A 12,926-nucleotide genomic window follows, 5' to 3' on the forward strand; every position below is an offset into this window, starting at 1 on the left:
TCAGGTGTTGGCCGCGTCGGTGTTGGCCAGGCGCGCTTGCAGTTGCGCCGGCGTCACCGGAACGGCATCGAACAGCAGGCTGGAAATGGCCAGCATGCGGCCGTCGCCGCATACGCCAACGATGCAATTATCCACCACAGCCAAGCCCGGTGGCAACTTGCTGCTCTGCTTGCCATCGTCGTTGCGCGACAATCTCGCCCGCTCGATGACGTAGCGCTGGCCGCCGACATCGGTGAAGGCGCCAGGGTAGGGCGGCGCCACCGCGCGGTGCAGGTTGTAGACCTCACTGGCAGGTTGCGACCAGTCGATGCGGCCGTCTTCGGGCTTGCGCCCGCTGAAATAGCGGCCCTGTTGCACGTCGTTGGGGGTGCGCGGCGCGTTGCCATTCAACAGCGCCGGCAGTACCCGCCACAAGGTCTGCTCGGCTGCCACGGTGACCTTGCCAAACACCTCGTACGCCGTGTCGTCGGGCAGGATCGGCACCGCGGTCTGCGCGACGATGGCGCCGGCGTCGGGTTTCACCGTCATTTCGTGCAGCGAGGCGCCGGTTTCCAGCGCGCCGTGCAGCACCGCCCAGTTGACCGGCGCGCGCCCGCGAAACTGCGGCAGCAGCGAGCCGTGCATGTTGAAGGCCGGCGCCACCGCCAGCAGCGCTTGCGGCAGCATGTTGCGGTAGTAAAAGCTGAACATCAGGTCCGGCTGCGCCGCTTGCACTTGCGCCAGCAGTTCGGGCGAACTGGCGTCCTGCGGCGTGATGCAGGCGATGCCCTCAAGGGCGCACAGCGACATGACCGACTCGAACCAGATGTTTTCGCCCGCACTGTCCTGGTGGGTGACCACGAGCACGACGTCGACGCCGCCGGCCAGCAGCACCTTCAGGCAGCGCACGCCGACGTTGTGGTAGGCGAAGACGACGGCGCGCTTGGCTGGTGCAGCCATCAGCGCGCCACCTGGCGTTTTTCGACCGCGCGGTCGAGCACCTCGTCCTTGCCAGGCACGTGCTGCAAGATGGTCTGCACCACGTAGCGCGGGCGCGCCCGCACCTGCTGGAAGATGCGCCCGACGTATTCGCCCAACAGGCCGATGCCGAACAGGATCACGCCCATGAAGAAGAAGGCGATGGCGAACAGCGTGAACACGCCTTCGGCCTCGGCGCCAAGGACGAAGCGGCGCACCAGCAGCATCAGCACCAGTAGCGCCGAGGCGAGCGACATCGTCATGCCGAGCATCGAGAACATCTGCAGCGGCACCAGCGAAAAGCCGGTGACGAGGTCGAAATTGAGGCGGATCAGGCTGTAGAGCGAATACTTCGATTCGCCAGCCGCGCGCTCTTCGTGCTCGACGAGGATCTCGGTGGGCTTACGCGCGAACTTGTAGGCCAGCGCCGGCACGAAGGTGTTCACTTCGCCGCACTGGTTGACTAGGTCGATGACGTTGCGCCCATACGCGCGCAGCATGTTGCCCTGGTCGGTGATGCGGATGTTGGTGATGCGGTAGCGCAGCCGGTTCATCGCCTTCGAGGCGATGGTGCGCCACGCCGAATCCTGGCGCTTGCGGCGGATCGAGCCGACGTAGTCGAAGCCCTGGCGGATTTTCTCGACCAGCTTGTGGATCTCTTCGGGCGGGTTCTGCAGGTCGGCGTCGAGGGTGACGATGATGTCGCCGCGAGTGACGTCGAAGCCGGCCAGGATCGCCATGTGCTGGCCATAGTTGCCGTTAAATATCATCACGCGCGTGACGTCAGGCCGCTGGCGGAATTGCTCGGCCAGGATCGCCACCGAGTTGTCGTGGCTGCCGTCGTTGACGAACACGATTTCGTACGGGATGCCGATCTTGTCGAGCGCCGGATACAGGCGCGCGAACAGCACCTGCAAGCCGGCTTCCTCATTGTAGATCGGGATGACGACCGACAGTTCCGGTTTCAGCATGCTGGTTGTGTTGGTTGTGCTCGTTGTGCTCGTTGTGCCCATAGTATCCATTGCGCTCATTGTACCCACGGCGCTCATTTTGCCAGCACCGCTTTGACGGCGGCCACCACGCGCTCGACGTCCGCTTCGGTCATCGCATAAAACATCGGCAAGGTGACGGTCAGTCGGCCGATCCGTTCCGATTCGGGGAACATGCCCTCATGAAAGCCTAGCTCGCGGTACAAGCTGAACAGGTGGATCGCGGCGTAGTGAAAGCCGGTGCCGACCTGGTGTTGTTGTTTCAGGCGGGTCATGAAATCGGCGCGCGTGGTGGGACCGCTGTCGGGCAGGATGATCTGGAACAGGTGCCAATTGGACGTGTCGAACGCGGCCAGCGGCAGTTGGGCGCCGGTCTGCGCCTCGAATTGATTGCCGAAGCACTCGAAATAATGTTCGGCCAGGCGGCGCCGGTGGGCGTTGACGGCGTCGATCGTCTTCATCTGGCCCAGGCCAATGGCGGCGGCGATGTCGGTCATGTTGTATTTGCCGCCCAGCACGTCGACGTCGATGCCGTCGACGCCGCTGCGGGTCACCCCTTGCAGGCGGAATTTTTCAGCCAGAACAGCTTCGTCAGGCGTGTTCATCACCAGGCAGCCGCCTTCACCGGTGGTTAAATTCTTGTTGACCTGGAAGCTGAACGAGGCAAAGTCGCCGAACGAGCCGATGCGCCGGCCCTTCCAGGTCGAGCCGAACGCCTGGGCGGCGTCTTCCACCACGCGCAGCTTGTTCTTGCCCGCGATCGCGTACAGGCGGTCCATGTCGACCGGCAGGCCGGCCAGGTAGACCGGGATGATGGCGCGGGTGCGCGGCGTGATCGCCGCTTCCAGTTTGTCCAGGTCGATGTTGCGGGTGACCGGGTCGATGTCGGCGAACACCGGCGTGGCGCCCACTTCCAGGATCACGTTGGCCGTGGCGACCCACGAAATCGGCGTGGTGATGACTTCATCGCCCGGGCCAATGCCTGCAATGCGCAGTGCGATCTCCATCGTGCAGGTGCCGGAATTGAAGACGCGCACGGGACGGCCGCCGAAGTAGCTCGACAGCTCGGCTTCGAACGCTGCCGCTTTCGGGCCGCCGTTGGTCAGCCATCCGGAGCGCAGCACGTCGCCCACGGCGGCGATGGTGGCTTCGTCGATGGTCGGGCGGGAGAAAGGCAGGAAGGGCAGGGGGGCGGTCATTGATTTCTCTGGTTAAAAAGTTTTGCTGACACCTTGTCTTGCTGAAATGAGCAGCACGCGAAAGGCGCATTTTATCAGCGTTGCCGGGGGAAATCCGGCTCACGTCGTCGCCGGCGGCGTCGACTCAGCTTCGTGCCAGCAGGGCGACGCCGGCCACGATGATGGCCAGTGCGATCATGCGCTGGAGCGACACTGTTTCGCCGAGGAACATCCAGGCGCCGGCGGCGCTGACGACGTAGCCGAGCGAGAGCATCGGGTAAGCGATCGTCACGTCGGTGCGCGACAGGCCGATGATCCACACCACCAGCGAAATGACGTAGCAGGCAAGGCCGGCCAGGATCGGCAGTTGGGTAAAAACCTTCACGCCGGTGCTGAACCAGTTCTGCGCGTTGACATGGATGGCGCCGCCCAGGCCATTGGTGCCGGCTTTGAGCAGCAGCTGGGCGGCGGCGTTGAGCAGCACGCCGGTGATGATGAAGGCGAAAGTGGATAAATTCATTGGTTGACGTCGTTGGCGATCACGATGCGGCGCTGGTCTTGCGCCACGACGCGCATCGGCACGCCTTTCTGTTTGAGGTCGTTGTAAATGTCGGCGCGGATGATGGCGACGTCGCGCACACCGGCGCTGGCGTCCCGCGTCCATTGCTCGACAAACGCGGCCACGGTCGGTATCGCCAGCTCCGGTTGCTGCTTGAGGCCGAAGGAAAATTCGTCGCGATAGTCGACCAGGGTCATCGTACGGCCCAGGTAGAAGGTCAGCGACTGTTCGTAGGTGCCCACCGCATAGATCCTGGTGTCGGGTTTCAATTCGGCGCGGATCGCCGGCAGCAGGTTGGCGCCGGCGCGCATATGGCCGATCGGTTCGAAACCGGCCAGGATCAGCTCGGTGGTGGCGAAACCGGCGATCGCCAGCACCAGCACGAACAGGTCACGCGTGTTGGCGGCGCTGGCGCCGCGGCGGCGCGCAAGCAGCCAGGCCAGCACGCCGCCGGCCAGCGCCGTCAAGCCAGCCGCCACCACCCACGGCTGATAGGCCTGGTACAGCACTACTTCGCCGAGGCGCCCGGCAAGCTTTGGCATGAACGGCACCGTCGCCAGCAGCGCCACGCCTACCAGCGACATCAAGGCGGCGTTCAGCATGCGGCTGCGGCGCGAGCCGGCTTCGAGGTAACTGGCCACCAGCAGCGCCAGCGCCGGGAAGATCGGCAGGATGTAGCCGGGCAGCTTGGAGTTCGACTTGGTGAAGAACAGCAGGATGAACACGGCCCACACCAGCAGCATCAGGCGCGGGCGGAACAGGCCGTCCTCGCGTTTGACCCCGAGCGCCAGGCTCTGGCCCAGCACGCCAAGCCACGGCACCATGCCGACCGCGGTCAGCACGAAAAAAACATACCAGACCTGTTCGCGGTGGTGTTCCTTCAGGAAGAAGCGGTCCCAGTGTTCGTGGATGAAGAAGAAGGCCGGCTGCTCCGGGTTTCTCAAGGCCACCAGCACGAACCAGGGCGTGGCGATAGCGAAGAACAGCAGCAGTCCCTTGACCAGGTGCAGCCGGGTCCACAGCTTCCAGTCGCGCGTAATGACGGTGTACACCACCAGCACGCCGCCCGGCAGTAGCAGCCCGATCAAGCCTTTCGACAGCACCGCCAGCGCCATGCCGGCCCAGCAGGCCAGCATCCAGTTGCGCCGCTCGGCTGCCGAGGCGCCGTCGCGCTGGGCGACGAGCAAGGCGCACAGCGAGATCGTCATCATGCCCGACAAACCCATGTCGAGCGAGTTGATCTGGGTGCAGGCGAGCCAGTAGAAGCACGAGCCGAGCACCAGCGCGGCGTAGAAGCCGACGCGCTGGCCGAACACCTTGCTGCCGGTGTAGCCGGTCAGCAGCACGCCGCCGATGCCGCACAGTCCCGTCCACAGCCGCGCCTGCCAATCGCCGAGGCCGAACAAAGTGAACGAGAGCGCGTTCATCCACGCCTGCAGCGGCGGTTTTTCGAAATACTTGATACCGTTCAAGCGGGTGGTGACCCAGTCGCCGCTGGCGAACATCTCGCGCGCCATTTCGGCGTAGCGGCCCTCGTCGGGCGGCACCAGCGTGCGAATGCCCAGCACATACAGGCTGAACAGGATGAAAACGGCGGACAGGGTCCAGGTGAAGGTTTTATTCTTGTGCAGTTCGTTCATCAAGCGGCCGGCGCCTTCATGATCAGCGCCAGCGTCACCTTGCGGCCTTCGGCCATCAGGATGTTATAAGTACGGCAGGCGGCCTGGTTGTCCATGCATTCGACGCCGATGCGCCGGCCCGACAGGCTGGCGATCAGGCGCGGGTGCACAAAACGCTGGCGCTCGCCCGTGCCGAGGATGATGACGTCGGGCGAGTCTGCCCCGAGTTCGTCGAAATGCGCCTCGGTAAGGTCCTCGAAACGCCCGACCGGCCATGGCCGCGGAGCAGTTTCGGGCATCACCGTCAGGCTGTAATCGAAGCGCGCGGCATTGATTTCGACACCGGCTTCAAAATAACCGGTGACGGTCTGGTATTGTTGGGTAGAACTGGAATGGAGCTTCATAGTCGGGCGTGGTTAGTGCGGCGTGCAAGCCGCGTGCGGGCATTGTGCGGGCGTTAGCATGCCACAAACTCATTAAAAGCGCGAATTTCAGCGATCCTGCCGTCATTTCGAAGGCTTCGACCCTGGTTTATAGCACGATGCAGGTTGATTAAATCAGGCGCATTCGGCAGAATGGGTATTTTTCGCACTGCAACAATAGCGCGTTACTGAACAGGGAAACATTTTGCGACCGATCCTGAAATCGAACAAACTCGACGACGTGTGCTACGAAATCCGCGGCCCGGCCATGGAAAAAGCCCGGCAGATGGAGGAAGACGGCCACAAGATCATCAAGCTCAACATCGGCAACCTGGCCGTGTTCGGCTTCGACCCACCCGACGAGATCGTGCACGACATGATCATGAACATGCACAGCGCGGCCGGCTATACCGACTCGAAAGGCATGTTCGCGCCGCGCAAGGCGGTGATGCACTACACCCAGGGCAAGCACATCGCGGGCGTCAATATCGACGACATCTACCTGGGCAACGGCGCCTCCGAGCTGATCGTGATGGCGATGAACGGCCTGCTCAACAACGGCGACGAAGTGCTGGTGCCGGCGCCGGACTATCCGCTGTGGACCGCCGCTGTCAGCCTGTCGGGCGGCAATCCCGTCCATTACGTCTGCGACGAACAGGCCAACTGGTACCCCGACATCGACGACATGCGGCGCAAAATCACGCCCAACACCAAGGCGATCGTCGTCATCAACCCGAACAACCCGACCGGCGCGCTGTACCCGCGCGAAATTTTGCTGGAAATCGTCGAGCTGGCGCGCCAGCACCAGCTGATCATCTACGCCGACGAAATCTACGACAAGACGCTGTACGACGGCGAGCAGCACGAGTCGATCGCCGCGCTGGCCGACGACGTCCTGTTCGTCACCCTCAACGGCCTGTCGAAGAACTACCGCGCGTGCGGCTACCGCGCCGGCTGGATGGTGGTGTCGGGCGAAAAACGCCACGCCAGGGATTACATCGACGGCCTCAACATGCTCGCCTCGATGCGGCTGTGCGCCAACGCGCCGGGCCAGTTCGCGGTCCAGACCGCGCTCGGCGGCTACCAGAGCATCGCCGACCTGGTCGGGCCGGGCGGGCGCCTGCTGAAACAGCGCGACCTGGCGCACAAATTATTGACCGACATACCGGGCGTTACCTGCGTCAAGCCAAAAGCTGCGCTGTACATGTTCCCGCGCCTCGACCCCGCGATGTATCCGATCGCGGACGACCAGCAGTTCGCCTGCGACCTGCTGTCCGAGGAAAAAGTCCTGATCGTGCAAGGCACGGGTTTCAACTGGATCGCCCCGGATCACTTCCGGCTGGTGTTTCTGCCGAATTCCGACGACCTTACCGATGCATGCGGCCGCATCGCCCGTTATCTCGACGGCTACCGCCGGCGCCACGGGCGCGGCTGAAATCCTCAACCATAAAGAATATGAATTCCATCAAAGTAGGCCTGCTAGGCATCGGCACCGTCGGTGAAGGGACGTTCAACGTCCTCAAACGTAATCAGCAGGAAATTCGCCGCCGCGCCGGCCGCGGCATCGAGATCACCATGGTGGCCGCGCGCAACACCGACCGCGCGGCCAGCCTGGTCGGCGCCGGCATCGAGGTGGTCGGCGACCCGTTCGCCGTCGTCGACCATCCCGACATCGATATCGTCGTCGAGCTGATCGGCGGCTACGAGTTGCCGTTCAAGCTCGTCATGCGCGCCATCGCCAACGGCAAGCACGTCGTCACCGCCAACAAGGCGCTGCTGGCGCTGCACGGCAACGAGATCTTCGCCGCCGCCCAGGAAAAAGGCGTGATGGTCGCGTTCGAGGCGGCAGTGGCCGGCGGCATCCCGATCATCAAGGCGCTGCGCGAAGGCTTGACCGCCAACCGCATCGAATCGGTGGCCGGCATTATCAACGGCACCACCAATTTCATTCTCTCCGAGATGCGCGACAAAGGCCTCGATTTCTCGACCGCGCTGGCGCAGGCGCAAGGCCTCGGTTACGCCGAAGCCGATCCGACCTTCGACATCGAAGGCGTCGACGCCGCCCACAAGCTGACCATCATGTCGGCGATTGCCTTCGGCATCCCGGTGCAGTTCGACAAAGCCCACGTCGAGGGCATCAGCCAGCTGCAGGCGGTCGACATCCGTTACGCCGAGGACCTGGGCTACCGCATCAAGCTGCTGGGGATCACCCGCCGCACCGTGATCGACGGCGTCGAAGGCATCGAATTGCGCGTCCACCCGACCCTGATCCCGGCCAAGCGCCTGATCGCCAACGTCGAAGGCGCAATGAACGCGGTGCTGGTGCAGGCCGACGCGGTCGGCGCCACGCTTTATTACGGCAAGGGCGCCGGCGCCGAGCCGACTGCCTCGTCGGTGATCGCCGACCTGGTCGACATCACCCGCCTGGCCACGGCCGATCCGGAATACCGCGTGCCGCACCTGGCGTTCCAGCCGAACCAGATGACGGATGTGGCGATCTGGCCGATGTCGGAAATTCACACCAGCTACTACCTGCGGGTGTACGTGAAAAACCGGCTCGGCGTGATGGCCGACCTGACGCGCATCCTGGCCGACGCCCGCATTTCGATCGATGCCGTGCTGCAAAAAGAGCCGGCCGAAGGCGCGACCCGGCTCGACATCATCATGCTGACGCACCAGACGCGCGAAAAAAACATCGACGCCGCGATCGCAAAAATTGAGGCGCTCGAGACGGTGGTGGGCAATGTGACGCGGATCAGGATGGAGAGCCTGAGCTAAAAATCAGGCTTTGTCCCTGGGTGGCTGGATCAGGAACTCGGTCGAGAACTCGTCCACGGCTTGGTAGCGCGGGGTGTCGTCGTCGTCGAGTTCGACCATGGTGACGGCGCGAAGATCGTCGTCGTCGTCCTCGTCCGGCCCCGTCATGTCAGGCAAGATAGGATATGTGTTTGGCGTTTTCATGGGCCGATTTTACACGCGCGGGGGCGTGGCACGACAAGCGGGACCACGCCGTTTTTGAGGCGTGTCAATCGCTCCCTGACTTGCCCGCGCTTTTATGGCGCAGCTGCATGTTGTTGCTGCCGCAGATGAGCGAACGCTTGATGCGATCATGATCCTTCCTGTCGAATTACGATTGACGGTACCGATGAACAAGCTCCTCCACGAAATGATGTTTTGCCAATGCATGCTGGTATGCGAATCGTACGATTGCCGCGAATTTTTCGAGTTCGACGAGCTCGCATGCGAACCGATGGAACAGTGGGCTGCAAGGGCCACGGCGGGAGCGGAGCGTTGTGGCTGGAAGATCGGCCATACCGGACTTGTAAAATGTCCGACATGCGCAGCGGCGTTGCTTTAGCGATACTGTCGTCGCGGCGGAAACGCCACGTTCACCTTCAGGCCGCGCCCGCCGACAGCACGATGCAAGGTGGCGAATTGGTTGCCGGTTGTCGAAATTATTTACACATTGAACAACTGTAAAGCTTGAATTCTGTCAAGTTATTGAAGTAGTAGGATAAATTTTCCTTGGCAAGATAATTGCTTATCAATACGAGTTTTCGTATTGATAATGCAACTAGGGAAAATATGAAACTATTAAAAAAATTGGCTGCCACGGCGTTGTTCCTTGTATCCGGACTCGGCTTCGCAAGCTCGGCCTCGGCCGAGTTGATCACGAACGGCGATTTTGAAACGGGAAACACAAATGGCTGGATTAATTCAGATAATTTCGTCAGTGGAAATTTGAGTGGATTCCAAGCCTTTGGCGCCAATGCGCTGTACTTCGGTTGTAAGACCCAGTTATGCAGTACGTTCCAGACTATCGCGACGACGGCCGACGCGCGTTACATTTTTTCGTTCGACTATGGCAACGGTGGCGGCACGAACGCATTTTTCGCCAGATTTAATGGGCTTGACGTTTTCCACACTTTGAACGACGGCAGTACGCGGTTTGGATTCACCCATCAAAGCTTGACCGTGTTCGCTACCGGCGCTTTCACCGAGGTAGAGTTTGTTGGCTTCAACAATCCGTCCTACCAGGCGCTGGATAATGTTTCCGTGATTGAAAATACCGGCACGGTGCCGGAACCTGGCTCGATCGTCCTGCTGCTGGCTGGCCTGGCCGGACTGGGCTTCATGAAGCGCAGGAGCGTCTAGTCGACCCTCGGGTTGCCAATCCCGCGCGGCAAAGGTGTTTTCGCGCTTTGCACCATACACAGCGCCAGCAGGATCCGCCGTTCTCCATGGTAATCTTGTGGTATACAACCACCACAGAGAAAAACGTCGATGCTCAACTCCACCCTGGCGACACGCGGCATGGCCGTTGCTCCCCACTCACTCGCGTCGCAGTCGGCGCTGGCGGTGCTGCGCGAAGGCGGCAACGCCATCGAGGCAATGATTGCCGCGGCGGCCACCATCGCCGCCGTGTATCCCCACATGAACGGTATCGGCGGCGACGGCTTCTGGACGATCGCCATTCCCGGCCAGCAGCCGGTCGGGATCGAAGCGGCCGGTCCCGCCGCGCATTCGGTGTCGCGCAAGTTTTACCGCGACCTGGGCCTTTGCGCCATTCCAACACGCGGCCCGCTGTCGGCCAATACCGTCGCGGCAACGGTATCGGGTTGGGCGGCGGCGCACGCGTATTCGCGCAGAATCGGCGGCAGGTTGCCCGTATCGCGCCTGCTCGAAGACGCCATTCACTACGCGCGCCATGGCATCGCCGTGACGGCGTCGCAGGCCGCCAACACCGGCAACAAGCTCGAAGAGTTGCTTGGCCACAGCGGCTTCAAAAGCACGTTCACCATCGACGGCCGTGCCCCGCGCGAAGGCGAAATTTTCCGCCAGCCGCAACTGGCCGTTACCTTGGAACGGCTGGCGCGCGAAGGGCTCGACAGTTTTTACCGCGGCGACCTGGCGCATGACATCGCGGCCGACCTGGCTTCGCTCGGCAGCCCGGTCGATTTGACCGACCTGCAAGCTTACCGGGCCCGCGAAGTGACCCCCTTGCACCTGGCGCATGGCGCGGGCGACCTCTACAACATGCCGCCGCCAACCCAGGGCCTGGTCTCCTTGATCATCCTGGCGCTGCTCGACCGGCTTGACCTCGGCCGCCATTGCGCCGACAGCGCCATGCATATCCACCTCGTTGTCGAGGCGACCAAGCAAGCCTTTCGCATCCGCGACCAGTACATCGCCGACCCCGACTACATGCGCGTCGATCCGCAGTCCTGCCTGACGGACGATTTTCTCGCGCCGTACGCCGCCGCGATCCGGCTTGACAAGGCGCTGCCGTGGGGCGAAGGGAAGGGGCCGGCCGACACGGTGTGGATGGGCGTCATCGATGGCGAAGGGCGGGCCGTCAGTTTTATCCAGAGCATTTACCATGAATTCGGCAGCGGCCTGGTATTGCCGAACACCGGCATCAACTGGCAAAACCGCGGCTGCTCGTTTTCGCTGGACCCCGCCCACATCAACACCCTCGAGCCCGGCAAAAAGCCCTTCCATACGCTCAATCCGGCGCTGGCGCGGTTGCGCGACGGCCGCGTGATGGTGTACGGCAGCATGGGCGGCGACGGCCAGCCGCAGACCCAGGCGGCGCTGTTCACCCGCATCGGCGTTTTTGGCCAGCACCCGCAGCAGGCAATCACCGCCCCGCGCTGGCTGCTCGGCCGCACCTGGGGCCAGGCGTCCGATAGCCTGAAGCTCGAAGCCAGGTTCGGCCCCGACATCGTGGCAGGCCTGCGCGCGCTCGGCCACGACGTCGACATGCTGCCGGACTTCGATGAAACGGTCGGCCACGCCGGTGCCATCATCCGCCACCCGGATGGCCGTTTCGAAGGCGGCTTCGATCCTCGCAGCAACGGCGGCGCCGCCGGGTTTTGAATCACCCCGGGGTCAGTTCCGACATTCTCACCCCGGGGTCAGTTCCGACATTCGGACACGAGCTGAGCACTGGGGCAGCATTCTCACCCCGGGGTCAGTTCCGACATTCGGACACGAGCTGAGCACTGGAGCAGTGAATCACCCCGGGGTCAGTTCCGACATTCAGACACGAGCTGAGCACTGGAGCAGCATTTTCTCCGAAGTCCGGCCGGTGCAACCGTAAACCTCGGCCGGCAAGGTCTGCGCCTCGTCATCGCGCATCACACCGCCAATGCTAGAGTCGCTGGATGACCAGACCCCTCAGAATCGAATTTCCCGGTGCGCTTTACCACGTCACCGCGCGCGGCGATCAATTAAACGCCATTTACCGCGACGATACCGACCGCTACAGTTGGCTCGACGTGCTCGGCCTCGTTTGCGCGCGATTCCATCTTGTCGTCCACGCTTACTGCCTGATGACGAATCACTATCACCTGATGCTGGAAACCGCCGAGGGCAACCTCAGCCAGGGCATGCGCCAATTGAACGGCATTTACTCGCAGCGCGTCAATCGCCGGCACCATCTTGTCGGGCACGTCTTTCAGGGGCGCTACAAAGCCGTACTGGTTCAGAAGGAAACCCACTTGCTTGAACTGGCCCGCTACATTGTTTTGAATCCGCTGCGTGCGGGGATGGTTGCCTCAGATGCCGAATGGCACTGGAGCAGCCACCATTTCATGCTCGATCCCGCCGGCAAGCCCGATTGGCTGGAAACGCAATGGCTGCTTGGGCAGTTCGGTCTCAGCCTTGACCGCGCAGTAGAGAGGTACCGCCAGTTTGTCGCGGCGGGCGCGGGGATGCAAAGCCCGTTGCGGCAGATGCAGTATCAACTGATATTGGGTGACGAGCAATTCGCCTCTCAGCACCGAGGCCGCCAGCACGGCGCCGTCCTCGATGACGTTGTCAGGAGCCAGCGCCGGATTGCGGCGATGACGCTGGCCGAATACGAAGCCGGGTTCGCCGAGCGGGACGAGGCGATGGCCCGCGCGTATTATTCCACCGCCTTTACGATGGCTGAGATAGGTAAGCATTTCGGCGTGACGTACAAAACGGTCAGCCGCGCCGTCATCCGGTACGAAGGCGATTTCGCCCGCGTTCAAGGCTGAGGCCGTGTCTGAATGTCGGGACTGACCCCAGCATCCTGAATGTCGGGACTGACCCCAGCATCCTTCAAGGCTGAGGCCGTGTCTGAATGTCGGGACTGACCCCAGCATCCCGAATGTCGGAACTGACCCCGGTGTGCACGACTCCGGTGCGCAGACCCGGTATGCATACTACCCATC

General features: G+C 62.5%; 13 protein-coding genes. 6 read left to right on the forward strand and 7 right to left on the reverse strand.

Annotation, left to right across the window (positions count from 1 at the left end):
• From CR103_RS05715 to CR103_RS05740, 6 genes are all read right to left on the reverse strand, one after another.
• Positions 1-939, reverse strand: a complete 939-nt coding sequence (locus CR103_RS05715) for a formyltransferase (RefSeq protein ID WP_099915047.1) — start codon at positions 937-939, stop codon at positions 1-3.
• Complete coding sequence (locus CR103_RS05720; RefSeq protein WP_180279289.1) at positions 939-1,928, reverse strand: glycosyltransferase; 990 nt, start codon at positions 1,926-1,928, stop codon at positions 939-941. Before CR103_RS05720 ends, CR103_RS05715 begins: the two co-directional genes overlap by 1 nt.
• A 74-nt stretch (positions 1,929-2,002) precedes the next feature.
• The gene (locus tag CR103_RS05725) at positions 2,003-3,145 is read right to left on the reverse strand and encodes a DegT/DnrJ/EryC1/StrS family aminotransferase (protein WP_099915048.1); all 1,143 of its coding nucleotides are present in this window, start codon (positions 3,143-3,145) and stop codon (positions 2,003-2,005) included.
• A 124-nt stretch (positions 3,146-3,269) separates the two neighbouring features.
• On the reverse strand, positions 3,270-3,644 hold the full coding sequence (locus CR103_RS05730) for an EamA family transporter (protein WP_099915049.1): 375 nt from the start codon (positions 3,642-3,644) through the stop codon (positions 3,270-3,272).
• On the reverse strand, positions 3,641-5,323 hold the full coding sequence (locus tag CR103_RS05735; protein WP_099915050.1) for a glycosyltransferase family 39 protein: 1,683 nt from the start codon (positions 5,321-5,323) through the stop codon (positions 3,641-3,643). The genes CR103_RS05730 and CR103_RS05735 overlap by 4 nt, the downstream gene beginning before the upstream one ends.
• Positions 5,323-5,706, reverse strand: coding sequence for an Mth938-like domain-containing protein (locus tag CR103_RS05740; RefSeq protein WP_099915051.1), 384 nt, complete (start codon positions 5,704-5,706; stop codon positions 5,323-5,325). Before CR103_RS05740 ends, CR103_RS05735 begins: the two co-directional genes overlap by 1 nt.
• A gap of 223 nt (positions 5,707-5,929) precedes the next feature.
• On the opposite strand from CR103_RS05740, the gene CR103_RS05745 reads away from it, so the two are divergent.
• On the forward strand, positions 5,930-7,159 hold the full coding sequence (locus CR103_RS05745; RefSeq protein ID WP_099915052.1) for a pyridoxal phosphate-dependent aminotransferase: 1,230 nt from the start codon (positions 5,930-5,932) through the stop codon (positions 7,157-7,159).
• Between the two features lie 20 nt (positions 7,160-7,179).
• Entirely contained in the window at positions 7,180-8,502 is a 1,323-nt protein-coding gene (locus tag CR103_RS05750) for a homoserine dehydrogenase (RefSeq protein ID WP_099915053.1), read from the forward strand.
• Between the two features lie 3 nt (positions 8,503-8,505).
• On the opposite strand, the gene CR103_RS05755 is transcribed toward CR103_RS05750, so the two are convergent.
• A complete protein-coding gene (locus CR103_RS05755) occupies positions 8,506-8,685 on the reverse strand; it encodes a hypothetical protein (RefSeq protein WP_099915054.1) in 180 nt (59 codons plus the stop codon).
• Between the two features lie 94 nt (positions 8,686-8,779).
• On the opposite strand from CR103_RS05755, the gene CR103_RS05760 reads away from it, so the two are divergent.
• The 4 genes from CR103_RS05760 (at position 8,780) to CR103_RS05775 (ending at position 12,749) form a co-directional block, all read left to right on the forward strand.
• A complete protein-coding gene (locus CR103_RS05760) occupies positions 8,780-9,082 on the forward strand; it encodes a hypothetical protein (RefSeq protein ID WP_099915055.1) in 303 nt (100 codons plus the stop codon).
• 227 nt (positions 9,083-9,309) lie between these two features.
• The gene (locus tag CR103_RS05765; RefSeq protein WP_099915056.1) at positions 9,310-9,879 is read left to right on the forward strand and encodes a PEP-CTERM sorting domain-containing protein; all 570 of its coding nucleotides are present in this window, start codon (positions 9,310-9,312) and stop codon (positions 9,877-9,879) included.
• 129 nt (positions 9,880-10,008) lie between these two features.
• Positions 10,009-11,604 carry a gamma-glutamyltransferase family protein gene (locus CR103_RS05770; protein WP_099915057.1) on the forward strand — a complete coding sequence of 532 codons (1,596 nt, stop codon included), beginning with the start codon at positions 10,009-10,011 and terminating at the stop codon, positions 11,602-11,604.
• Positions 11,605-11,891: 287 nt separating this feature from the next.
• Positions 11,892-12,749: a transposase gene (locus CR103_RS05775; protein ID WP_099915058.1), complete on the forward strand. Its 858-nt coding sequence runs from the start codon at positions 11,892-11,894 to the stop codon at positions 12,747-12,749.
• Positions 12,750-12,926: the final 177 nt, after the last annotated feature.

It is taken from the genome of Massilia psychrophila (assembly GCF_002760665.1).
Classification (GTDB): domain Bacteria; phylum Pseudomonadota; class Gammaproteobacteria; order Burkholderiales; family Burkholderiaceae_D; genus JAFCUW01.